A 23,470-nucleotide genomic window follows, 5' to 3' on the forward strand; every position below is an offset into this window, starting at 1 on the left:
GCGATACCAGCTTGTAGCGAGGGGTTGAGCGTAGCGACACCCCTCGAACAAGTGAACATCACCCCTAGCGTCCTCTCGCATCGCGTAGCGATGCCAGCACTTGTGTCGTATTCGCCCGTTTTCCCTCACTGACTCTGCACTGTCGTGACGACTCTTCGCGCCGAGGGCGATCTCTACACCTAGGAAGATCTCCTCAAAGCCGTGGACCAGCGCCTCCATTTCCCCACCAGCGACCTCTTCCAGTCCGTCCTCGCCGAAGTCCAGTCCTTCTCCAAGCGCAGCGATTTCGATGACGACGTGTGCATCATCGGCATCGAAGTGACCGCCGTCCTCGGCGCTGTAAAGCAGGGCAGGGAATCTGGCCAGACGGCGAAGGATTTGTCTTCGGACGTTAAGGCGGTGGCGATGTAGCCAGGGGAGGCGTCCGGGCGTTCAACGCTCTACCTCTTGCGCAGTCCGGATCACCGGTTTGATATAGCCCTCGATCTTGTAGCTCTGCGGGGTCTCCTTGCCGTCCACAGTGAGGACTCCTTCAAATTCCACCGAGAGCCATCCAAACAGGCGCTCTCCTGCCTTGAAGCCATCCTTTTTCAACCGCAGCGCCTTCCGTGTGATGTTCCATTGAATCGTCCCTTCAATCGGAGCCATGGAGATAAACTTGAAGTCGCAGGTGAACTGTTTCTTCGCATCAATCTTTACCGTCAACCCGCTCCCGTAGGCGGGCAGGCCCCCGTAAATCGCCAGCTCCACCCCGCCCCCTCTCATCAGGGTCGCATCACAGAAGTTCATGACGTGTTCCCCCTGATGATTGGAAACGCAGTTCGACGTGTGCTCGATCTTCCGGACGGCTTTCCGATCTGGATGTCCGCCATTCATCGTGTCCTCCAAGTGGCCATCGTCATGCTCGACGATGTACCAGGGATACGATGCTTGCTTCGACCTGAACAAATCGGAATCAAGCGACGCGTCGATGACAGCGGACGCTTTCACGTCGTCGATGCATCCCAGGTCTTGGCTTGGCGCTTTGGCGGCGGTCGGTATCCGTGTTTGCCCCTCCACCTCAACCAGCATGCAAAACAAAAGGCAGCACAGGATCCATCGTGCTGCGCTTCCGTTTCTCACAGGGGGGGCGGTTGGTTGGAGACTTATTCCCCAGGCAGCTTCTCCGTCGGCCACGTCTCCACCCACGGCAGGCCGTAGGCGTTTAGATCGGCCATGAAGGGATCTGGATTGAGCTGCTCCACATTCCACACGCCCGGCTGGCGATACTCAGCAGGATTGGTCAGAAGCTGACGCGCAGCGATCATGGCGGGCACACCGGTGGTGTAGCTCACGCCCTGGCTGTTCGTTTCCTTGTAGCACTCCTGGTGGTCGCAGATGTTGTACACGTAGTAGCGCAGCGGCTTGCCGTCCTTGCCGGTGCCTTCGATCCAGTTGCCGATGCAGGTCTTGCCCTTGGTATCAGCACCGAGCGTGCCGGGTTCTGGCAGCAGGGTCTTGAGAAACTCGATCGGGATAATGTCCACGCCCTTGTGCTTCACCGGGTGGATGCCGGTCATGCCCACGTTCACCAGCACTTCCATGTGCTTGATGTAGGCATCGCCAAAGGTCATCCAGAAACGTGCGCGGCCGATGTCGAAGTGCTTCGTCAGCGACTCCAGTTCCTCGTGGTACAGGCAGTAGATGTTCTTCGGCCCGATGCCATCGGGGAAGGGGAAGCTGCGCTTGATCTCCAGTGGCTTGGTCTCCACCCACTTGCCATCCTGCCAGTAGCGGCCGTTCGCGGTCACTTCGCGCAGGTTGATCTCAGGGTTGAAATTGGTGGCAAAGGCCTTGCCATGATCGCCCGCGTTGCAGTCCAGGATGTCCAGCGTGTCGATCTTCGAGAAGTGGTGCTTCATCGCGTAGGCGGTGTACACATTCGTCACACCCGGGTCAAAACCGCAGCCTAGCAGCGCAGTCAGGCCTGCCTTCTTAAACTTGTCCTGATACGCCCACTGCCAGTGGTACTCAAATTTCGCCACATCGCGCGGCTCGTAGTTGGCGGTGTCGATGTAGTGCACCCCGGCCTCAAGGCAGGCGTCCATGATCGTGAGATCCTGATACGGCAGCGCCACATTGATGACGACTTCGGGCTTGTAGCTCTTCAGCAGCTTCACCAGTTCCGGCACATTGTCCGCATCCACCGCCGCCGTTTGAATCGGCCTCTTCAGCTCCGCGGCGATGCTGTCGCACTTGGACTTCGTGCGGCTTGCCAGCATGATCTCACCGAACACGTCGGGAAGCTGGGCACATTTATGAACAACAACGCGGCCAACGCCGCCGGCTCCGATGATGAGGACTCTGTGGGACATGATTGGGGAAAAGGGGAAATCGAACGACTTCCGCCGAAATTGGCGGGAGGTCGAGTGTAGCAGGCATGGGGGGAATGCAAGCGACGGAAATGGCGGGATGAGGTGGTCCTCAGATCATACCGGTTCTTGCCATTCCCTTTTCATCTGCTTCGATGCTGGTACTCGGAGACTAACTGTGGAATCGGACTCCGGCAAATAAAGCTCAACCGAGTATGGATGAATTGTTTAAAACTCTGCAGACACGCCGGCGACCGGAGGATGTGGCTGAAATGATTCGAGAAAAAATCGGCGGCAAGCTGAGCCACGACGAGATTAATGTGCTCGACAGGGCGGCATCCCGTTCGTTGAAGCGCATGTTTAATCAGATCACGTCGATGATGGAGGACTTTCATCGCCCCATTCCTCCTGAAAGGCAGGTGCGCAAAGGTCTGGAGTTGTTCAGGCGGGCGGATTCCTGGTCGGCTTCTGATTGTTCGTGCCCGGAAAAGATCGAGCTGTTTATCCGTGAACTTGGCCGTTCCATCGGCAAGGAGTTTGGACTGAGTGATTATAAAAGTGACCGCTTGAACACTGAAAAGCGTCAGACGGCAGGACTCAATCTGTCCCGTCGGCGCTACAACAAGCTGTTCCGCTTTCTCCGCAGGTTTGAGAGGAAGTTGAACACTTATCTTCGTGAACAAAAGAAATACGAGTTCACTCGTGTGGGCAAATCCGGGCTCGCCGTCCATCTCTCATGGGAAGATTTTTCCTCTCATGCTAACAGTGCTGTCTTCATCTCCTATTACTCGGCTCGGTGCAATATGCGAAGCGTCTTTACCAACGAGAGCCAGCAACGGCCATATGATGAAATCGCGGACATGCTTTTCCATAGAATGCGCCGCGAACCGAGTCGTTCCAACTGGTGGGCAGTGGCTCATCTGCATCCTGACCGTACGGTTCTGGAGCGTCTGACTGACGGGCAAAAGGGAAAGCTGCTGGGCATCTGGCTTTCCAAGCTGCAGGGCATTGCTGAACTCCTGGGTGAAGTGTGGGAAAAGAGCAAAATCCAACGCGCGACAATGATCGTGCGGCGAGGGAATGATTCGAGCACGTGGAACAACACTGCGAATGCCTGGAATCGTGCCCGGCAGTCCTGGGTCGCTCTGCTTCACAGCATGGGCATGGAGGAGGAATTGGACGCGCTGTGTTTCGGCAAGGTGCTTCGCCTCATGGCTGCGGATGTTGCGGCATGGCACCAGCGGAGCGGTGGTGACCTTGATCCCGACACCAAGGTCTGGGCTGAGCTGCCGCTGCCATGGGAGGTCCTGACGGGTCAGGCTGGTTGCACGCGGAAGCAGATCGAAGAAGTTTGCTTCAAGCATGGGGTGGACCCCATCAAAAAAGGCTGGATAGCTCCTCCGCCCACTCGACGGGTCGAGAAGTTTCAACCGACACCCGAACTGGTGCATGGTGTTGCCGTCTCAAATCCGCAGGTGGCGCTTTTGCTGCGGAAAGCCGGTTGGTTTTCTGGTCAATGGCTCTCTGATCTGGAAGGGGCAGTCAACATTGCGGTGCAACGCGATGCTCACGGTTTTGTCGTTGGTGTGACTGATGTTAAAAATTGACGGATGTTCTCCGTGGTGACATTTTTTCCTGCACCTCTAGTGTAGCTCAGTGGTAGAGCGGTCGGCTCCTTTCCGACTGGACGCAGGTTCGAGCCCTGTCACTAGAGGCCTTTTTTCACCCCTTCACCGGCGGCGGCGTCGCTCCGCCACGCGGCTGCTGCGCCGCCAGCAGATCCGCCAGCAAGCCTCCTCCTGAACTCGGCATCAGCGTCACAGTAGCCTTCCCATTGACGATCTTCTGCGCCTCCAGCACATCAAACACCGCCTGCGCCACATCCGGGTCATTGGAAATGTCCCGCAGCGCATTGCCCACGATCTCCGGACGCACGGCGGCGGCTTTGGCGAGTTCGACAGCGGCGGTTTTCTCGGCGGTGCTGGTGATGACGCTGACCTGATTCACGCCGTCCTGCTTGATGGCGGACGTCACCTGGCGGAGACGGTTCACCACCTTGCTTTCGATCTGCTTGATCATCATGGCATCGCGAAAATGCACCTTGCGGATGTACACGCTGCCGAGCTTGAAGCCCCACTCGTGGGACTTGGGCGTCACTTCGCTGCGCACGGTGTCGCTCATGATGTGGCGGTCGATCAGCATTTTGGCCAGCGGCAGATTGCTCAGGCAGCGCACGGTGGAGTTGCTCACGTTGGCGGAGAGCGAGCCGCGCGGGTCGGTGTTTTTGAAAAGGAAGGCCACCGGATCGCTGACAAACATTTCATACCAGATGCCAATGCCCATGGGCGCGCCTTCCTCGGAGTTCACCGCCTGGCTGCGCAGGTAGGTCTGGTCCAGCCGCAGATCGACGGTCTGGCATTTACCCAGCCAGTTTACCAGAAAGGCGGAGAGCCCCAGCTTGGCGGGCAGGAAATGCAGGCCGGGCTCGTCGATGGTGCCGATAACTTTGCCAAACAGGATGTACACCTGGCTGCGGCGCTCCTGCACCACGGCATACAGCCCGAGGATGCGGCCGAACCAAAGGATGAGCGGCACCGCGATGCTGCAGCCGATGAAGGTGATGGCTGCGGTGAGGATGAAGTGGGTTAAGGCGTCCATAAAAGTTCCTTGTTCGAGGTTCTGGTTCAGTGTTTCTTTCAGTCCTTGTGCGTTTCCACAAAGACCTGTGAGGCCTTGTCAAAGAGGGCCAGGCGGACATTCCGCACGTAGGAGCGCAGCGCGGCGCTGCCACGGGATTTCAAATCGAGCAGCTGGGAGGCGAGACGCTTCAGCGGCTCCACTTCCGCCTGCGCTTTGAGCGTCTCGATCTCGACCGCGCGCTGCGACTGCACGATCTTCTGGTCCGCACTGGCCTGCGCTAGACTGATGTCCGAGGAAACCTGATTGTACGCCGTATTGATCGCAGCCAGGGCGGACTCCACCTCATGCGGTGGATCAATGCCCGTGATCAGCGAAGCATCGAGCTGGATGCCGTAGCGCGCGGACGAGCTCTGGCACTCGTGATCCATATGCTCATTGAGATCCCGCATGTTTTTGCGGATGTCATTGATGGAAATGCCGATGGTGGAGGCTGCTCCTGAATGCTCCGGATCCACTCCCAGCTCGGGCGGCGCCTCAAAGGTGGCGATGCGCTCGCGCAGCACGCTGACGAAATAGCCCATCACATGTGCATAGGCGTTCTTCACCCCGAAGACGAAGGCGTAGAGGTTGCGCTCGGACACGCGGAAACGGATCTGCCCGTTGAGCCCAACATTGAGCTGGTCCTTGGTCACGGCATCCAGGATGCTGCCCGAGGCATTGGCCGTCGGATCATCAGGATCCCAGGCCATGTTCACCGTGCTCGTGGCGATGTCCACCTTGTACACCTTTTCCCACGGCCATTTGAAATAAGGGCCGCCCGGCGGAATCACCACCACCTGCGGATAGTCATAACGCTTTTTTTGCTCCGGCGTGAGGTGGTCGGCCACCGGATCATCGATGGTGCGTAGATTGCCGACACGCTGGGCGCGGCCAAAACTCGTTTTTACGGCCCGCTCGTTTTGATTCACCGTATAAAATCCGGCGATCAGGTAACGCATGAGGAACCACACGGTGAATCCAACAAAAATGCCAAAGGCGGTGGACATAGGCGGTAAAGGTTGCTGGTCCCAAGAGTCCGGGGGAAAACAAGAAGTGCCAACTACAAAGGTGCCCCGTAGATTGGAATTCTACCCGGCAGAAAAAGTCGGGGAAATCACGGAACCATCCGTGCCGGGGCAGGGGACTGCTTTGCTGCTTGACCCGGAGCGGAGGACGAGGCAACTGGCGGCATCATGAAGAAAGCCACCCTGTTTCTCCTGCTCTCCAGCGTCCTGTCCTTGATGAGTTGTGCCACGTCCTCGAAGCCGAGGCTTCAGCCCGTCGCAGGCGGGAAGCAGGTTTCCTTTCCCACCCAGCACATCTCGTTCTTCCTGCCAGACGGTTGGAAGGTCAGCCCAACATCAAAAGAAGGACGCTTGATGTCGGCGGCCTGCGCGAACGATGTCGGTCCGACCGGAGGAATCGTGATGGCGCTGGTCAGGGCACCCGACACCTCCCACCGCAACGCCAGAGATCCCTATCTTCTGAAGGACTCCCAGCGCTCTCTCGCACTCAAGGGCTTCACCAAGTTCAGCAAACCGCAGCTGGTTCGCGTGGGCGGTCGCGAGGCCATGCGCTCTGAAGCCCAGAAGCCCGATGGCTCCCAGTCCCTGCTAACCTACTCCTTCATCGAGCCCGGCTACCGAATCGGCCTCGTCTTCTCCTACTACGCCATGCCCGTGACCCGAAGCCCTGCCGTGCAGCGCATCGTGGACTCGTTCACTCTGGGGAAGTAGCCGGCGGCCAGTCCATATTTTAAAAGCTTGCTGAGCCACCGCTGCGAATGCAGTCCGTGGAGCGCGGGATTTATCCCGCAGAAGGTCGCAAACACCTGCAGCCCGGAGCGTGGATTCCTGGAGGTGGAAAGCTCGAGCGTGCTGAGGAGCGCCAGCAGCGTTGGAGGTGGGTGCCTGCCGATAGCGTGGGAGGTGGGAGCCTGCCGATAGCGTGGGAGGTGGGAGCCTTATTCAGGTATGCGGAACTGCAGGAAGCAGCGGAGTTCTGCGGAATAAATTCCGCGCTCCAAAAGCGCTCTCGCCTGCCACCTTGCAACAGGTTTTTAGACACGATCGGATCGTCAAAACCTTGGATCACCATGCGCGCTCGACTCATCTCGCCGAGCGAATGCCTTTCCAGATCGATCCCCCATCACCCCCCAAAACAAAAAGACCATGAGAGCAGCACTCTCATGGTCTAGATAAGTTTTCTTGAGGCAGTTCAGCCCGGCGTTATTACACCGTCCTGCGCTTGCGCTTGATGTTGAGGTGGGCGGTGGCGCGCTGGATGGCTGCCATGGCGGCGGCCACTTCTTCCTGATGCTCGCCCGGCTTGAGTTCGGAGAGAGCTTTCTGGGCGCGGGCGATGGCTTCTTCAGCGGCCTTCTCGTCGATCTTTTCAGCATCGACGGCCACATCCGTGAGGACGCGGGTGACGTTGCCGGTCACTTCGACCAGGCCCTCACCCACGGCGAGTTCAATGGTCTTGCCACCCTTGGTGATGCGCAGCTCCCCAGGGAGCAGCGTGGTCACCAGGTTGCTGTGCGCCGGCAGGACGCCCATTTCACCCTCGTAACCCGGAAGCACGACGGTATCGACCTCATCGGAATAGATGCGGGCTTCAGGAGTGACGATTTCGAGTTTAAGGGGCATGGATGAAAGCGGAGAGATTTATGATTTATGATTTATGATTTATGATTTGGCCGGAGAGACCGCGATTCATGAGTTTGAAATCATAAATCGTAAATCGTAAATCATAAATACTGCGAAGCAGACTAGTCCTTCTTCACGGAATCGATGCCGCCCTTCATGTAGAAGTTGGCTTCGGGGACGCTGTCGTGCTTGCCGTCAAGGATTTCGGCGAAGCCCTTGATGGTGTCGGACACCTTGACGTATTCGCCCTTGGTGCCGGTGAAGATTTCAGCCACGTGGAAGGGCTGGGAGAGGAAGCGCTGAAGCTTACGGGCGCGGAACACGGTCAGCTTGTCGTCTTCGCTCAGTTCGTCCATGCCGAGAATCGCGATGATGTCCTGCAGGTCTTTGTAGCGCTGAAGGACGCGCTGCACGCCACGGGCCACGCGGTAGTGCTCTTCACCCACGATTTCAGGGGCAAGCGCCTTGGACACGGAAGCGAGAGGATCCACAGCAGGGTAGATGCCCAGCTCGGCGAGGGAACGCTCGAGCACGACGGTGGAGTCAAGGTGGGCGAAGGTGTTGGCCGGAGCAGGGTCGGTCAAGTCGTCAGCAGGGACGTAAACGGCCTGGAAGGAGGTGATGGAACCCGTCTTCGTGGAGGTGATTCGCTCCTGCATCTGACCCATTTCTGCGGCCAGAGTCGGCTGGTAACCCACGGCGGAAGGCGTACGTCCAAGGAGAGCGGACACTTCGGAACCGGCCTGGGAGAAACGGAAGACGTTGTCCACGAAGAAGAGCACGTCCTGGTTCTTTTCATCGCGGAAGTACTCGGCCATGGAGAGGGCGGAGAGAGCGACGCGAAGACGCGCTCCTGGGGGCTCGTTCATCTGTCCGTACACAAGGGCCACCTTCGAGCCGGGCTCGCTGATGTAACCGCCCTGCTCGTTCTTCACGATGTCGTGGCCGTTCTTCTTCACCTTGATAACGTCGGACTCGATCATTTCATGGTAAAGATCGTTACCTTCACGGGTACGCTCACCCACACCGGCGAACACGGAGTAACCACCGTGGCCTTTGGCGATGTTGTTGATCAGCTCCATGATGACGACGGTCTTGCCCACGCCAGCACCACCGAAGGCGCCGACTTTACCACCCTTGGTGAAAGGGCAGATGAGGTCGATGACCTTGATGCCGGTTTCGAGAATCTGAGCGGAGGGGTTCTGATCAACGAGAGCAGGAGCGGCGCGGTGAATGGCGTAGCGCTTTTCGGTTTTTGGGTCTGCCTGGTCATCGCAAGCGTCGCCGGTGACGTTGAAGATACGGCCAAGAACTTCTTCACCCACGGGAACGGTGATCGGGCCGCCGGTGTCCTTGACGTCCATGCCGCGCTTCAGACCTTCGGTGGAAATCATGGCGATGGAGCGGACCCAGCCGTCACCAAGGTGCTGCTGCACTTCGCAGGTGAGGCGTGCGGCCTTGCCACCCTGCTCGAAATTGATTTCGAGGGCGTTGTAGATGGCGGGCAGCTTGCCGCTGGCGGAGAAATCCACGTCCACCACGGGACCGATGACTTGAACGATTTTGCCGATGTTGCTCATAAAGGGAAAAGTAAAAAGAAGGGGTGGGTGGAAGGGGCTTATTCGAGAGCCATCTTGGCGGTCGTGATTTCGAGGAGTTCGTTGGTGATCGCGGCCTGGCGCAGCTTGTTGTACTCGAGGCTGAGGTCCTTGATCATCTGCTTGGCGTTGTCGGTGGCGTTCTTCATGGCCACCATCCGGCTGGAGTGCTCGGAGGCGCGGGACTCGAGCACCATCTGGTAAACGGTGTCGTTCACATACTGCGGCAGCACGGTTTCAAACACGACTGCGGCGCTGGGCTCAAAGGTGTATTCGGTCGTGGCCGTGGCGGCGGGCAGCTCATGGCCAAAGTCACGCTTGCCACCGAGGGTCACCGGATTCACGGGCAGCAGCTGCTCCACAGTCGGCACCACGGTGACGGTGTTGATGAAGTTGTTGAAGACCACGAGCACCTTCTTGTATTCGCCGGTGCGATACTTTTCCTGGATGAAGCGGCCCACGGCGCGCACTTCAGCAAACTTGGCGGGGTCCTTGATCGGGAAGTCAGCCAGGAGCGTGCGGCGCAGACGGTTGATCGCCTGCACAGCCTTCTTGCCGATGGTGACGTACTCGACGGTTCCTTCGATCTGCGTGGTGACGAGCTTCTTGAACAGGTTGGTGTTCAAGGCGCCGCAAAGGCCCTTGTCGGAAGCGATGAGCAGCACGAGAGTCTTGTCTCCCTTGCCTTCAGCGAAGAAGGGATGAATGCCCTCCTCGGCCTGCTCCTTGAGGTTCACCAGCACCTTGTTGAGCATTTCGGCGTAGGCACGGCCGTTGCTGGCCTGGTCCTGCGCCTTTTTCATCTTCGCAGCCGCGACGAGCTGCATGGCCTTGGTGATCTGGGCCGTGTTTTTGACCGATTTGATTCGGCGTCGGATGTCGCGGGTGGAGGGCATCTTTTAAAGGATGAAGGATGAAAAAGTCAGAACGAACGAAAACAGCTTACTTCCAGGAGGCCTTGAAGTCATCGAGGGCGGACTTGATGCCGGCTTCGACGTTGTCGAGGGCCTTCTCATTGGCGAGCTGGTCCATGAGCTCGGTCTTGCGGGTGCTCAGGTACTCTTCCAGCTTGGCCTGGAATTCCTTCACGCGGTCCACGGCCACGGAGTCGAAGTAGCCCTTCTGCATCGCGTAAAGCGTGGTGACCATGATCGGCAGGCTCTTCGGCTGATACTGCTGCTGCTTGAAGAGTTCCACGATGCGGGCACCGCGGTCCAGCTTGGCCTTGGTGGAGGCGTCGAGGTCAGAACCGAACTGGGCGAAAGCGGCCAGTTCGCGGAACTGGGCGAGGTCCAGCTTCGTGGTGCCGGAGACCTTCTTGATGGCCTTCGTCTGAGCGGCGGAACCCACGCGAGAAACGGAGAGACCGACGGAAATGGCAGGACGGATACCCTGGTAGAAAAGGTCGGTTTCCAGGAAGATCTGGCCGTCCGTGATGGAGATCACGTTTGTCGGGATGTAAGCAGACACGTCACCGGCCTGCGTCTCGATGATCGGCAGAGCGGTCATGGAGCCACCGCCGTAGTTTTCGGAAACGCGGCAGGAGCGCTCAAGCAGACGGGAGTGGAGATAGAACACGTCACCCGGATAAGCTTCACGGCCGGAAGGACGCTTCAGAATCAGGGACACCTGGCGGTAAGCCACAGCCTGCTTGGAAAGGTCATCATAGACGATGAGGACGTCCTGGCCCTGGTCCATGAACCATTCGCCGATGGCGGCGCCGGCGTAAGGGGCGAGGTACTGGTTCACCGCGGAGTCAGAAGCGGAAGCGCTGACGATGCAAGTGTACTCCATGGCACCGGCGTCTTCGAGGGTCTTCGCGACGCGGGCAATGTTGGACTGCTTCTGGCCGATGGCGACGTAGATGCAGTAGAGGGGCTTGTGGCCCTTCAGCTTGCCCTGTTCGGCAGCCTTGTTCTGCTGCGCCTGGGAAATGATGGCGTCCACGGCGATGGTGGTCTTGCCGGTGGAGCGGTCACCGATGATCAGCTCGCGCTGACCGCGGCCGATCGGGATCATGGCGTCGATGCTCATGATGCCTGTCTGCACCGGGACGGACACGGACTTACGGGCGATGATGCCAGGAGCCAGCTTTTCGACGGGATACTGGGTTTCACCCTTGATCTCGCCCTTGCCGTCGATGGCCTGACCGAGCGCGTTCACCACGCGGCCCAGAAGGCTCTTGCCCACGGGCACGGAGAGGAGGCGGCCGGTGGTCTTCACTTCGTCGCCAGCTTTGACGTTTTCGCCGGAGCCGAGAAGCACGCAGCCGACTTCGGTTTCTTCAAGATTCAGAGCCAGGCCGTACACGCCGCCGGGGAACTCGATCATTTCGTTGAGCATGACATCGCTCAAGCCTTCAATCTTGGCTGCGCCGTCACCGATTTCACGTACGATGCCCACATTGGACTTCGTGACGGCGGTCTTGAGGCCGGCGATTTGGGATTCGATCTCCTGGAGGATGTTGCTCATGGTATTGCGGGTGTGAAAAAGCTGAAGGGAAGGGGCGGAATTTTAGGCGGAAAGGGAGTCAGAAAGGGCTTTGAGGCGGGCTTTGACGCTGCCATCCCAGACGTCGGAGCCGACCTTTACGCGGATGCCGCCGAGGAGCTCGGGATTGACTTTGAATTCAAGGGTAAGCGGGCGGCCATACTTCTTGGACAGGCTGCTCTGAAGCTCGGTCTGATTGGCCGGAGTCAGGGCGGTGGCGCTTTCCACGAGGGCGCGCTGGCGGTCCACTTCATTGGCCACCAGACGGGTGAAGGCGTCCAGGATGCCGATGTAGCCGCGAGGCTTGTTTTTGGCGACCGTGTTGACCACCGTGCGCACGTTGGAGTCGTCGAGCTTTCCATTGGCAATGCATGCACGGAAAAGCTGGCGGGAGGTGCGGCGGGCTTCCTTGGTGATCTTCATGGTGGCGAAGCGGCGGGAGAGAGGGGAAAATTAAGCGGAGACCTGGGCGGAGGTTTCCTGGTTGATGCGGGTCTGGTCTTCGGTGTTGAGGACCTTGCCGGTGACGCGGCTGGTGGCGTCGGAGACCATGCGGCCGAACTCGCGCTTGAGCTGGGCCATGAGCTGTTCCTGCTCCAGCTGGGCGGCTTCGCGGGCCTTGGCGATGATGGTGTTCGCGCTGGCCACGGCGTCCTGCTGGCGGCGCTCCTGGATGGCCTTGGCGGCGTCATCAGCTTCCTTCACGAGGCGGGCTGCATCAGCCTCCGCCTTGTCCAGAATAGCCTGGGAGTTCTGCTTCGCCTCTGCGGCGTCCTTCGCGATCTTCTCCAGCTTGGCTTCACCATCAGCGATGCGCTGACGGCGCTGCTCCAGCATGGCCAGGATCGGGCCAAATGCGAACTTCTTCAGGATCGTGAAGACGATCCAGAAAATGATCACCTGTGCGAAAAATTTGCCCCAAGCGAGACCGAACTTGTCTGCAATGGCATCAACTTTGCCTGCGGCGATGATGATGGGGGTGGCGGAGATCATAAGCGGAACAGAGGTGACCTAAAAATGAGTAAAAGAGAGGAGAGAAAGAGGGGAAAAGCGGCGGGCCGTTTCGGCGGCCCGCCGCGAAAGCGGGAATTAGAAACCGCCAAGGTAGGCGATGATGCCCAGACCTTCAGCAAGAGCCATGGCGATAATGCCAAGGGTCAGGATGTTGCCGAAAGCGCCAGGGTTGCGGCCCACGGCTTCCACAGCCTTGGAGCCGACCATGCCCACGCCAAGAGCAGCGCCGGCGCCGCCGATTGCCATGGTGAGGTTGCCGGTGATGCCGGTGGCGACTGCTTCAGCGTGAGGGGCAGCGGCCTGGGCCATAGAGACGAGTTCAAGTGTCATTGTATTTGTCGAGTTGTGTTTTGTTGTCTCGCCGGCGTCCACGCGTTGCGCATGGTCCCGCAGGCAAATTCAGAAATTAGTGGTGTCCGTCCTCATGGCCGTGGTCGTCATGAGTGGTGGAGAGCTGGATGTAAACGGAGCACAGAAGCGTGAAGACGATGGCCTGCAGCAGGCCGACGAGCAGTTCCATGAAGTAAAAGGGCAGGGGCAGGGCCACGCTGCCGAGGAAGCTCATCACCGGCCCCTGGCCTGCAAGAAGGTCGCTCATGGTGTGCAGCACGTTTTCACCGGCGAAGATGTTGCCGAAGAGACGAATGGAGAGCGTCACCGGGCGGATGATGATGGAGACAATTTCGATCACACCCACAAAGAGGAAGACGGCAGCCACCGCGATGCCCATGATTCCCTTCAGGCCACCCTTGGGGCCAAAGGTATGAACGACGAAGCCCCAGACACCGACTTCTTTGATGGTCAGGAAAAGCCACACAAGGAAAGCGGAGATCGAAAGGCCGATGGTGGCGTTCAGGTCAGCTGTTGGCGGACGGAGGAGAGGATCGTGTGCGGCTTTGATGGAAAGGGGGCCGGTGGACTCGCCCCAGCCAATGGTTCCCACGCCTGGCAGAAGGCCGAACCAGTTGGAGACAAGGATGTAGATGAAAAGCGTGCCGAGAAGAGGAAACGCAAGCCTTGCCTGCTTGGCTCCCACGATGCCCTCAACCTGACCGTAAAGAAATTCGATGACGAACTCGAACGTGTTCTGAGCCTTGTGCGGGACCAGCGTCATGTTCTTTGTCGCCTTGCGGGCGAACCACAGGACGAGGCCGAGTACGCAAAGGGCAACAAGCGTGGAGTTGGTGATGAACCCGAGAAAGCTTTCCTTCTCGAAGAGCGGCGACGCGTGGCTGTGCACGTTCGCGAGCAGCGGCGAGAAGGTTGGTTGAGAAAACGAAGAAAGCATGTGGGGTAGGGCCCGCCGGGGAGGGTCGGTGTAGGGTCTCTCCGGGATGGCGGCCCTTGTTTTTAGCCACAGGTGAAAGGGTCGCAAGCCCTATTTGTGAAAAATTTCACAAAGTCCCCTCCATTCACAAAAATGAGGTAAAAGCACTGAGTTTTTCCCCTCGTCTGGGCTAGACAAAAATTGGCTTAAACAAGGCCGGATATCGACGTGCGCTAGTCCCTTGTGATTCCACCGCACGCTGGCTCGACATTCCTTCACCGCCGTGCAAGCTTTGGCCGATGTTTTCCCCACGCTCAGCCCTCCTGCTCTCCCTCGTTTTGCTGGGCGCGTCTGTGTCTGCCGATGCCGCTGTGAAGGCAAGAATCAGAGTGACTCCGCCTGCGAACGAATCCGCGAAACCCCAGCCGAGGACGAAGGCGGTTTCCGCCGAGGGAAAACCCAATGTCCTCTTCATCATTGCGGATGATCTGCGGGATTACGTGGGCTGGATGGGCGGGCACCCGCAGTCCCTCACGCCAAACATGGATCGTCTGGCCAAAATGGGCATGCGCTTCACCAATGCCCATTGCAACTACGCTCTGTGCAATCCCTCCCGCACCTCCCTGCTCACCGGCATGCTGCCCTCCTCCAGCGGTGTCTTTGGCAATGAGCAGGACTGGCGGCGCAGTGTGCAGATTGTCGGCAAACCGACGCTGCCGGAATACTTCAAATCGCAGGGCTACATCACCGCTGCAGCAGGCAAGATCTTCCACGCCAACCACGGCGGGCCTGAGGGCCGTCTGGCCGGATGGCACGGTGGACGGCGTGGCTTTGAGCAGGATGCCGCCTGGGACCAGCGTTTTCCACAGCCAGGAGTGCAGATCCCGGACCTCCCAGTTCACACCGGGCAGAATTTCAACGGCCTCAACATCTGGCACTGGGACTGGGGCGGCATCCCTGTTGAGGAGGAGAAAACCGATGACGGTCAGGTCGTGGCCTTCGCCGCTGATTTCCTCGCTCAAAAGCAGGCGAAGCCCTTTTTCCTCGCGCTGGGACTCTACCGCCCACATTCGCCCTGGTATGTCCCGCAGAAGTACTTTGATGCGCTGCCGCTCGACTCCATCAAGCTGCCGGAGGTGAAGGCGGATGATTTGGACGATGTCCCCGCCATTGCCAAGACCCACCTCAAGGAGGGCTATCATCAGCAAATCATCGAAAAGAACCTCTGGAAGGACGCCGTGCGCGCCTACCTGGCCAACGTGGCGTTCTGCGATGCCATGCTGGGTCGCATCCTCGCCGCCGTGGAAAAGAGCCCCGGCGCCAAGAACACCATCATCGTCTTCACCTCGGACCACGGCTGGTACCTCGGTGAAAAGCAGATGTGGCACAAAGGCAAGCTATGGGAGGAGACCACGCGCATCCCGCTCTCCATTTACGCCCCCGGCCTCAGCCAGCCGGACTCTGCCACGTCTCAGCCGGTGGCGCTCATCGATCTCTATCCCACGTTGTGCGATCTCACCGGCCTGCCTTCCCCTGAGCACCTGGACGGCAGCAGCCTGAAGCCCCTGCTGCAGGATCCCAAATCCAAACGCGATCGTCCCGCCATCACCTGCATGAGCGGTGGCAAAAACGCCGGCTACGCCGCACGTGACGAACGCTGGCGCTACATCCGCTACGCCGATGGCAGCGAAGAACTCTATGACCACCAGACCGATCCCCACGAGTGGACGAACCTCGCTTCCAAACCCGAGCACGCGACGCTGAAGACCACGCTGGCCGGCTTCTTCCCCAAGGAATTCCAGAGCGCCCTGCGCCCCGTGGCGCAGATCATGGGCGCGCCCAGTCCTGCGGGCTCGGATGATCTCGTGCTGAACATCGGAGATACCCTCAGCGCCGCGGAAGCACCCAAGCTGAAGGGCAGGGGAGTCTTCATCGATGCCGCCTTCGAGTTCGATCCGCTGGTCGATCAGGACAGCACCCTGCTCGCCCAGGGAGACGAGCAGTCCGGCTATGCGCTCCACTTCGTCGCCTCTCAGCCCACGCTGACGGTCTTTGCGGATGGCAAGTCCACGGCCATCACTGGCGCGGCTCTGGAAAAAGGCCGCATCAATCTCCGCGCGCAGGTCGAGACCGGCGGCGTCATCACCCTCGCCGTCCCCGGCCATAGCGAAGTGCTCGGCGTTGCCCCCTTCGAGCAGGGTTTTCCGCAGGAGCCCAAGGCAGGCCTCGCCGCCGGGCAGAGCTTTGGCATTTTAAAGAACGCCGCCTACCCCAACAGCACCCCTTTCGACGGTCAGGTTCACCGCCTGAACCTCACCGTCCTCCCGCCCCATCTGGCCGCTGCCAAGGCAGCCTCTCCGGAGCCTGCGAAGAAACCCTGAGCCGCCCAAGGGCCAAATTTAGCTCATCATTTGTGCTGGTGAGCGGCCAATGGTGGTTTAAAGGACATCTCCACCAAAATCATGCGCGCACGCATCATCAAAGACTTCCGTTTCGAGGCAGCCCAGACCCTGCCCAATCTTCCTGGCGACCACAAATGCACCAAGATGCACGGTCATTCCTTCAAGCTGGAGATCGCCATCGAGGGCGAGGTGGATCCGAAAATCGGCTGGGTCTATGACCATGCGGAAATCTCCAAGGCCATGAAGCCCATCATGGACCGCCTCGACCATTCCTACCTCAATGAGATCGAAGGCCTGGAAAACCCCACCATCGAATACATGGCCGCCTGGCTGTGGAAAAAGCTCGCCCCCCAGCTCCCCGGCCTGTGCGAAATCACCATCCACGAAACACCCAACGCCCGTTGCATATTGAACCGGCGAGCGCAGCGGCCCCAGTGGCAAGGCGGGAGCGCCGCCTGCTATTGAAGAATAACAGGCAAGCGACTAACGCAGCCAATGGGGCCGCTCCGCCGTCCGGGCAATGTGACAAGATTTTTGAGAGTTGGTCTAAGCGTTCAGGTGGAGGCGGAGCGTTTTTTGTTCCGCAGGAACAAAGCCACCTTGCTTCGCCAGGGGCGGCAGCCCAAAGCAGCTCAGTGCCTGTGGAACTGAGGATCGGCACCGTCATGTCTTCGCTAGGAGAAGCTCTCCGCGCAGCGGCTCCGGCAGGAATGGGATCATCCCGAATTTTTTGTTTCGCGAAGGCTGTGAAGCCAGACTCTGAAACCACTCATCGGACACTAATAAAACACCAATAATGAGCGAAAAAATCCCCCCTCTGGCTCTGATATTAGTGTTCGATTAGTGTGCGATGAGTGGTTCAACCATCCGGCCTCTCAACAGGAGAGGGATCATCCTGATCCCTCAACGCTTTCACATCACCCATCGTTTCCAAACCGGAGGACCAAGATGGCCCCCGCCTCCAGAACGCGGACGCGGTACTCAGCACCCAGCCCTCACGCCTCCACCCGCCCACCGCGCCGCCTCCGCAAACCGACAAACGCCAGTCCCAGCATGCCCAGCAGGGCACGCGAAGGTTCCGGTGCCGCATCCACATGAAGCGTGAGCGAATTCGCCCCGATGGTGAACTCCCCGCTGAATCCCGCGGGTGTGCTGCCGAAGGAGAGATTTGAGAGCGTCAGGCCGGATGCGGACCCATAATTCAGCAGCGTGTAGTCTCCGCCGTAAGTCATGCCTCCGGTGTCGGCGATGTCAAAAATGGCGCTGCCTCCTCCGGTGTAGTTCAGCGCTCCGCTGATGTTCAGCAGGTCGGAGGTGCTGCCCAGATCAAACGCAAAATGCGAACCGCTTGTGATGTCCAGTGTGCCGTTGATGTTCAGCGTTCCAACGGTGACGCCAGGCGCAAGAACACCGCCGCTGGCGAGAGACACACTGCCCACGGTGCCGGTGCCCTTCAGGGTGCCGCCCGAATTCACCACCACCGAGCCTGAACCCGTGGCGCTGCCGGTCACGTTCGTGACGCTCAGAGTGCCGTTCACGGTCGTGTTGCCGGTATAAGTGCTGGAGCCGGAGAGAATGACGTTGCCCGTCGAAATGTCCACGCTGCTGAAATTGGAGATGGACCCCGCATAGCTGAAAGTGTTGCCCGCGCCGGGACTGATCGTGGCGGTGTTCGTGCCGGTGCCGCCGTCGATGTCTCCGGTGATGGTCCCGCCAGTGATGGTGAGCGTGTCGTTGCCCGCCTGCAGGTCGATGGCTTTGCCGTTGTCTCCCGTAATCGTGCCCGCATTGCTGAGGGTATCGTTTCCACTGCCGGTCTGGATGGCGGCTCCGACGGTGATGGCATCGCCCGCGCCACGGATGATGCCCCCGGCGTTGTTGGTGACTGAGTTGTCAAACGTGCCGATCATTTTGATCGCGTAGCCGGTGGTGCCCCGGATGAGGCCGCTGTTGTTGATGGTGGTGGCGGCAAAGGCGTTGCCACTGCTGGAGTTGTCCACCAGGATGCCGTGTCCTTCTATTCCCATGCCATCCAGCGCGCCGCCGGTGATCTCAGCGCCGGAGTAGTTGTTGATGGTGCCGCCGCCGATGGAGACGCCCTCCGGGTGGTTGGTCTGGCCGTCGGAGCCAGTGCCATTGGCGCTGAGGCCGCGGATGATTCCATAATTGTTCAGCGTGGTGATGCCGTCCACATCGACGCCGTCGCCGTCGCCCACATCGTAGTGCGCGCTGTCGAAGTTGCCGGCGATGGTGCCGTAGTTGGTCACATTGGCGGAGGACGATGCCGCAGCGGAGCTGAAGTTGTCGATGTTGATGCCCGAGCCGTTGATGCCGGTGATGGTGCCGCCCACATTGTTGGTGACGGTGATGCTGAAGGAGTTGAGGGCGTCGCTGGCCGCGCCACCCGTGATGCCGTGGCGGCCGGAAATGCTGCCGCCGTTGTTGTTGGTGATCTGCACGCCCGAGTTCGTCTGCGCGTCAATGCCGTCGCTGCCGGTGGCCTCGCGGTCGGCTGTGATGCTGGCATCGACGATGGGGAGGGCCTGAATGGAGCCGCTGTTGTTCACGGTTCCGCTTGCGCCGGGGCGCATGGCGTCCGCCGCCGTCGCTTTGATCAGGCCCGTCGAGTAGTTGCGGATCGTCGTGGCTCCGGAGGTGATGGCCGCCAGATCCAAAGCCTGGGATCCGCCTGCGGAGGCATTTAGGGAGATGATGCTGCCGTAGTTGTCCACAGTCACTGAGTCGGAGGCTTTGTTGCCGCGGATGGTGTCGGAGTCGGCCGACTGTATCAGCGCCCCGGCGTTGTTGGTGATCGCCATGGCGACGCTGGCGGTGTTCAGGTCGATGGTCCTGCCTGTGCCGGTCTGGCTGATCGTGCCGTTGTTGGTGATGGTGGCGTTGTTTCCGGTCACGGTGACGGCCACCGTACTGCCGCTGACGGTGAGCGAGACGCCGCTGTTCACGGTGCCGGTTTGCCCTGAGCCACTGCCCAGGGTTTGAGCGGTTGTGGAGTTGGAGCTGATGACGAATGTGGCCGCCTGAAGCGAGGCTGCCGAGAAGATGCACGCAGCTGCCAGGACTGCTGCAGTGAGGTTTCGATGCTGGATTTTCATGTCGGAAGGAGGGAGCGAAAGCGCGCGCTTATGCGTGCGCTGCGGCCGGCTGTCGAAGGCCTCGCCGTTACAATTTTGCCTTGTGGCAAACCCGCCACATTGGAGCTCTGAAGCTCCAGTTTTTGAGGTCTCCAATCTGGAAAAAACGTAACATGACTTGTCGCGCCTCTCGGATGGCTATACTCCCGCCATGCCTGTCCTCACCGATCGCAAAACGCAGCCGCAGTATGATGTCATCGTCGTCGGTTCCGGTGCCGGCGGCGGCATGGCCGCGCTAATACTGGCGCTAAACGGCGTGAAGGTCCTCATGATCGAGGCCGGGCGCAATTATGATCCGGCAAAGGAGACCGCCATGTTTCACACGCCGGAGATGGCCCCGCTGCGTGGGGCTGCCACGCCGGACCGCTACTTTGGCTTCTATGACGCCAACATCGGTGGCTGGCAGGTGCCCGGAGAACCCTACACCAACAAGCCGGGCACCGAAGGCGACTTCTGGTGGTGGCGCGCGCGCATGCTCGGCGGGCGCACCAATCACTGGGGCCGCATCTCGCTGCGTTTTGGCGAGTTCGATTTCAAGCCAAAGTCCCGCGATGGCCTCGGCGTGGACTGGCCGATGAACTACGAAGACATGGCGCCGTGGTATGACAAAGTGGAGCAGTTGATCGGCGTCTATGGCGAGAACGACGGCATCGCCAATGCGCCCAATTCTTCTCCCGGAGTGCTCATGCCGCCGCCAAAGCCGAGGGTAGGGGAGCTTCTCGCAAAGAAGGCCGGGCGCAAACTCGGCGTGCCCGTCGTCGCTGCGCATCGTGCTGTGCTCAGCCAGCCCATGGACTGGAAAAACCTGCCGAAGGTGCTCTTCCCCAGCAATCCCAAAGCGCAGGAAATCATCGGCAAGGACATGATGTCCCGCGCCGCTTGCTTCTGGGCCACCAACTGCATCCGCGGCTGCAGCATCCGCGCCAATTTCCAAAGCACCACCGTGTTGCTGCCGCCCGCTCTGGCCACGGGAAATCTCGACATCATCACAGACGCCATGGTGCGCGAAGTCGTGATGGACGGCAGCGGCAAAGCCACTGGCGTGCATTACATCGACAAAGTCACACGGCGGGATGTCATCGCCAAGGCGCGCGTGGTCATTCTCGCCGCAAGTACCTGCGAAACTTCGCGCATCTTGCTGAATTCAAAATCCCGTGACAAGGCCGGACTCGCAAATTCCTCCGGGCAGGTGGGGCGCAATCTCATGGACAGCGTTGGCACCCGCCTGAGCGCCCACATTCCCGCCATGGAAGGGCTGCCGCCGATGAATGAAGACGGCGCAGGTGGCCTGCACACTTATGTGCCCTGGTGGCTGGTGAATGAGCATGCAAAGCTCGGCTTCGCCCGTGGCTATCACATTGAAATGGGCGGCGGGCGGCAGATGCCCGAACCGAAAAGCTTTGGTTATCTCGACGCCCTTTCCCCCGGCACCTACGGCCGCAGGCTCAAAGAAGACGCACGCCGCTATTACGGCGCTCAGTTCAGCTTTTCCGGCCGCGGCGAAATGCTCCCCAACAAAGACTGCTATGCCGAGCTGGATCCCAATGTGGTCGATCAATGGGGCATCCCCGTGCTGCGCTTCCACTGGAAGTGGAGCGACCACGAGATCAAACAGGCCGAACACATGCAGCAGACCTTTGCCGCCATGCTGGAGGGCATGGGCGGCAAACCCAAACCCCAGAGCGGTGCCGAGGCCATCCAGCGCCCCGGAGAGATCATCCACGAAGTCGGCACCGCCCGCATGGGGGCCAAGTCCTCCGAAAGCGTCACCAATCAATACTGCCAGACCTGGGACGTCAAAAACCTCTTCCTCATGGACGGCGCCGTCCTCCCCAGCAACCCCGACAAAAACCCCACCCTCACCATCCTCGCCCTCGCCTGGCGCTCCAGCGAATGGCTGATGGAGGAGATGAAGCGGGGGAACGTGTAATTTCTGTCTTCCATGAGAAAAGATCAAAGACTTCTAAGGCTGCGGCAAAATCCTCCCCGGCCGCAAATGACTCAGCAGCGGCGGCAAAATGCCCGCGTCCTGGCATGTCTGGGCTCTCTGCTCGTCGGGGCGGCGTTGATCTTTCGCTTTGTGGGATTCTACCGCGCAGCAAGGGCATTCGGCTCGATGAACTTCACCGGCATGAATGACCAGCGGGAGGTCACAAAAGCGCTCACCGCTGTCACGCAGAAGATGGCATTGGCCGGAGACATGCTGGAGCTTGGCAATATCGTGCTGCTGGTGGGCGGGGCCATGCTGACCCATGCCTGGATGCATGGTCGCCTGCGCGAGCGGTGGCTTTTTGGAACGACGCTCACCTTTGCCCTGCTTCTTGTCTGGCAGCCCTACGTGGGCACCTTTTTCGGTTTGCTGTGGTTTTGGCTTCTGGCTTTGAACCGCAGGCAGTTTTCCGTGCAACCAGCCATTCTCGTCTCCGAATGAACGACGCCGCGTCATCCTCCCCCATCTCCCGCCGCCACGCCCTCAAAGGCCTTCTCACCGGTGCTGCAGGCGCTGCAGCCGTGCCTGCTGCCATCGCCGCGCCAAACCACACCGAGCCCGCGCCTCCGGCACATCCTTCCCGGTTCGTCTTCCACGATCCGGATTTCATGCAGCCGCTGAAGTTTCCCTGGGAAAAGCTGCTGTCTGCCGAGGAACTGGCCACCGTTCAGGCGCTTGCAGATCTCATTCTTCCCAAGGACGAATCCTCCCCTGCCGCATCCGAATTGGGCGTGCCGGATTTTATCAACGAATGGGTCAGCGCCGACTACCCCGCCCATCAGGAGGACCGCGAAATCATCCGCGGCGGTCTCGGCTGGCTCAATACCGAGAGCTTTAAGCGCTTTTCCAAGCGTTTTGAGGAGCTGGGCGAGCCGCAGCAGTGTCAGATCGCCGACGATATCTGCGATCCATCCAAGGCCAGTCCGGAGCACCACATCGGGGCCGTCTTTTTCAGACGCTTCCGCCAGCTCTGTCTCAGCGGCTACTACAGCCACAGCCAGACCTGGAAGAACCTCGGCTACGTGGGCAATGTCACCCTCGCGGGTCCCTATCCCGGCGTCCTGCCGGAGGTGATCGAAAAACTGGGTCTGCAGGACGTGGTTTAGGGTGGGGCAGACGGTTTGAAGAGGCAAATACCCCTTGGCTCACCCTCTCATCCTGATAGTATGAAATGACAAATATGAGGCTGCCCGGGCATAGCTTTGCGAGCGTATTATTTCTTATCTTGGCGAATAGTTTGCTGGCGCAAACGGAGTCCAGGCCGGGAGTCGATCCGTTCGCGAATCCGGCCGCCTTTTTGACGGCTGCGCAAGTGGCGGCGGAACTCGAAAAAGATCGCAAAGATGCGCTGGAGATGAATGCAAAAGCATTCAAGGAGCCTTTGATGGCCGATATTGACACGAGAGTTCCGTCGGTCCGGTTTGTTTGCATTCGCACCTTTCATCGTCCTTTCTGCATACGTGTCTTCAAAGACAAAGACGGCCCCAGAATCCGGGTCGTGCGCATGGATGGCAAAGGTGGCTATGGTTGGGGTAAAATTGAACTCGATAAGACCAAGTCCATCAGCGAAAAAGAATGGAAGCAAGTGCTCACACTTGCACTTAAGCCTGACGTTCATTCCCCCTTGCGCGCATTGTCGGTCGAAGAGCGCATGATGCTTGCCGGCCTGGACGGCTCCACTTGGTATGTTGAGTCGAATGCCGGGGGAACTCCCACATTTGCGAGTGTATGGACTCCGGAAAGTTTGCTGCCTCAAGACGGGCGAACTGTGCCTAAAGGGGTCGATATCAATCCATTTTATCAATTTGGCCTGATGCTGGTCAAACTCGCCGGCATGCCTGTCGATGATTCATCGGACCCCATTTATTGACATGAGTGG

General features: G+C 59.4%; 22 protein-coding genes and 1 tRNA gene. 10 read left to right on the forward strand and 13 right to left on the reverse strand.

Going from position 1 to position 23,470, the window contains the following annotated elements; all coding sequences use genetic code 11:
- Positions 1 to 201: 201 nt before the first annotated feature.
- Positions 202 to 411 carry a hypothetical protein gene (locus tag ACILSR_RS23000; protein ID WP_395752150.1) on the forward strand — a complete coding sequence of 70 codons (210 nt, stop codon included), beginning with the start codon at positions 202 to 204 and terminating at the stop codon, positions 409 to 411.
- A gap of 21 nt (positions 412 to 432) precedes the next feature.
- Here the strand turns inward: ACILSR_RS23000 and ACILSR_RS23005 are convergent, their stop codons facing one another.
- Together ACILSR_RS23005 and ACILSR_RS23010 are read right to left on the reverse strand one after the other, a co-directional pair.
- Positions 433 to 1,071: a hypothetical protein gene (locus ACILSR_RS23005; RefSeq protein WP_395752151.1), complete on the reverse strand. Its 639-nt coding sequence runs from the start codon at positions 1,069 to 1,071 to the stop codon at positions 433 to 435.
- 74 nt (positions 1,072 to 1,145) lie between these two features.
- Positions 1,146 to 2,354: a saccharopine dehydrogenase family protein gene (locus ACILSR_RS23010; RefSeq protein WP_395752152.1), complete on the reverse strand. Its 1,209-nt coding sequence runs from the start codon at positions 2,352 to 2,354 to the stop codon at positions 1,146 to 1,148.
- Positions 2,355 to 2,566: 212 nt separating this feature from the next.
- Between ACILSR_RS23010 and ACILSR_RS23015 the strand changes: the two genes are divergently transcribed.
- Positions 2,567 to 3,958 carry a hypothetical protein gene (locus ACILSR_RS23015; RefSeq protein ID WP_395752153.1) on the forward strand — a complete coding sequence of 464 codons (1,392 nt, stop codon included), beginning with the start codon at positions 2,567 to 2,569 and terminating at the stop codon, positions 3,956 to 3,958.
- A 35-nt stretch (positions 3,959 to 3,993) separates the two neighbouring features.
- Positions 3,994 to 4,065 (forward strand) — tRNA-Arg (locus ACILSR_RS23020).
- Between the two features lie 8 nt (positions 4,066 to 4,073).
- Here ACILSR_RS23020 and ACILSR_RS23025 read toward each other — a convergent pair.
- Positions 4,074 to 5,009: an SPFH domain-containing protein gene (locus tag ACILSR_RS23025; protein ID WP_395752154.1), complete on the reverse strand. Its 936-nt coding sequence runs from the start codon at positions 5,007 to 5,009 to the stop codon at positions 4,074 to 4,076.
- Between the two features lie 38 nt (positions 5,010 to 5,047).
- Positions 5,048 to 6,037: an SPFH domain-containing protein gene (locus ACILSR_RS23030; RefSeq protein WP_395752155.1), complete on the reverse strand. Its 990-nt coding sequence runs from the start codon at positions 6,035 to 6,037 to the stop codon at positions 5,048 to 5,050.
- A gap of 186 nt (positions 6,038 to 6,223) precedes the next feature.
- Between ACILSR_RS23030 and ACILSR_RS23035 the strand changes: the two genes are divergently transcribed.
- Positions 6,224 to 6,766: a hypothetical protein gene (locus ACILSR_RS23035; RefSeq protein ID WP_395752156.1), complete on the forward strand. Its 543-nt coding sequence runs from the start codon at positions 6,224 to 6,226 to the stop codon at positions 6,764 to 6,766.
- Positions 6,767 to 7,261: 495 nt separating this feature from the next.
- Here ACILSR_RS23035 and atpC read toward each other — a convergent pair whose 3' ends face one another.
- The 8 genes from atpC to atpB all read right to left on the reverse strand — a co-directional run bounded on the left by atpC (position 7,262) and on the right by atpB (position 14,068).
- Positions 7,262 to 7,678, reverse strand: coding sequence for an ATP synthase F1 subunit epsilon (gene atpC / locus ACILSR_RS23040; RefSeq protein ID WP_395752157.1), 417 nt, complete (start codon positions 7,676 to 7,678; stop codon positions 7,262 to 7,264).
- Positions 7,679 to 7,800: 122 nt separating this feature from the next.
- Positions 7,801 to 9,258, reverse strand: a complete 1,458-nt coding sequence (atpD, locus tag ACILSR_RS23045) for a F0F1 ATP synthase subunit beta (RefSeq protein ID WP_395752158.1) — start codon at positions 9,256 to 9,258, stop codon at positions 7,801 to 7,803.
- A 38-nt stretch (positions 9,259 to 9,296) separates the two neighbouring features.
- Positions 9,297 to 10,172 carry an ATP synthase F1 subunit gamma gene (atpG, locus tag ACILSR_RS23050; RefSeq protein WP_395752159.1) on the reverse strand — a complete coding sequence of 292 codons (876 nt, stop codon included), beginning with the start codon at positions 10,170 to 10,172 and terminating at the stop codon, positions 9,297 to 9,299.
- A gap of 46 nt (positions 10,173 to 10,218) precedes the next feature.
- Entirely contained in the window at positions 10,219 to 11,748 is a 1,530-nt protein-coding gene (gene atpA / locus ACILSR_RS23055; protein ID WP_395752160.1) for a F0F1 ATP synthase subunit alpha, read from the reverse strand.
- 42 nt (positions 11,749 to 11,790) lie between these two features.
- Positions 11,791 to 12,189 (reverse strand): ATP synthase F1 subunit delta, encoded by a 399-nt coding sequence (atpH, locus tag ACILSR_RS23060; protein WP_395752161.1) that lies wholly within the window; start codon positions 12,187 to 12,189, stop codon positions 11,791 to 11,793.
- A 30-nt stretch (positions 12,190 to 12,219) separates the two neighbouring features.
- Positions 12,220 to 12,759 (reverse strand): ATP synthase F0 subunit B, encoded by a 540-nt coding sequence (locus tag ACILSR_RS23065; RefSeq protein ID WP_395752162.1) that lies wholly within the window; start codon positions 12,757 to 12,759, stop codon positions 12,220 to 12,222.
- Between the two features lie 96 nt (positions 12,760 to 12,855).
- Positions 12,856 to 13,089 carry an ATPase gene (locus tag ACILSR_RS23070; RefSeq protein WP_395752163.1) on the reverse strand — a complete coding sequence of 78 codons (234 nt, stop codon included), beginning with the start codon at positions 13,087 to 13,089 and terminating at the stop codon, positions 12,856 to 12,858.
- Positions 13,090 to 13,186: 97 nt separating this feature from the next.
- Positions 13,187 to 14,068, reverse strand: coding sequence for a F0F1 ATP synthase subunit A (gene atpB / locus ACILSR_RS23075; protein ID WP_395752164.1), 882 nt, complete (start codon positions 14,066 to 14,068; stop codon positions 13,187 to 13,189).
- A 278-nt stretch (positions 14,069 to 14,346) separates the two neighbouring features.
- On the opposite strand from atpB, the gene ACILSR_RS23080 reads away from it, so the two are divergent.
- The gene (locus ACILSR_RS23080) at positions 14,347 to 16,428 is read left to right on the forward strand and encodes a sulfatase (protein WP_395752165.1); all 2,082 of its coding nucleotides are present in this window, start codon (positions 14,347 to 14,349) and stop codon (positions 16,426 to 16,428) included.
- 81 nt (positions 16,429 to 16,509) lie between these two features.
- Positions 16,510 to 16,914, forward strand: a complete 405-nt coding sequence (gene queD / locus ACILSR_RS23085) for a 6-carboxytetrahydropterin synthase QueD (protein ID WP_395752166.1) — start codon at positions 16,510 to 16,512, stop codon at positions 16,912 to 16,914.
- 530 nt (positions 16,915 to 17,444) lie between these two features.
- On the opposite strand, the gene ACILSR_RS23090 is transcribed toward queD, so the two are convergent.
- Entirely contained in the window at positions 17,445 to 19,562 is a 2,118-nt protein-coding gene (locus ACILSR_RS23090) for a beta strand repeat-containing protein (protein ID WP_395752167.1), read from the reverse strand.
- 190 nt (positions 19,563 to 19,752) lie between these two features.
- Here ACILSR_RS23090 and ACILSR_RS23095 point away from each other — a divergent pair, with 190 nt between their 5' ends.
- The 4 genes from ACILSR_RS23095 to ACILSR_RS23110 all read left to right on the forward strand — a co-directional run bounded on the left by ACILSR_RS23095 (position 19,753) and on the right by ACILSR_RS23110 (position 23,461).
- Entirely contained in the window at positions 19,753 to 21,531 is a 1,779-nt protein-coding gene (locus ACILSR_RS23095) for a GMC family oxidoreductase (protein ID WP_395752168.1), read from the forward strand.
- A 12-nt stretch (positions 21,532 to 21,543) separates the two neighbouring features.
- Positions 21,544 to 22,032, forward strand: coding sequence for a hypothetical protein (locus tag ACILSR_RS23100; protein ID WP_395752169.1), 489 nt, complete (start codon positions 21,544 to 21,546; stop codon positions 22,030 to 22,032).
- A complete protein-coding gene (locus ACILSR_RS23105; protein ID WP_395752170.1) occupies positions 22,029 to 22,697 on the forward strand; it encodes a gluconate 2-dehydrogenase subunit 3 family protein in 669 nt (222 codons plus the stop codon). The genes ACILSR_RS23100 and ACILSR_RS23105 overlap by 4 nt, the downstream gene beginning before the upstream one ends.
- Before the next feature lie 119 nt (positions 22,698 to 22,816).
- Entirely contained in the window at positions 22,817 to 23,461 is a 645-nt protein-coding gene (locus tag ACILSR_RS23110) for a hypothetical protein (protein WP_395752171.1), read from the forward strand.
- Positions 23,462 to 23,470: the final 9 nt, after the last annotated feature.

The organism is Prosthecobacter sp. (assembly GCF_044222565.1).
Taxonomy (GTDB): Bacteria; Verrucomicrobiota; Verrucomicrobiia; order Verrucomicrobiales; family Verrucomicrobiaceae; genus Prosthecobacter.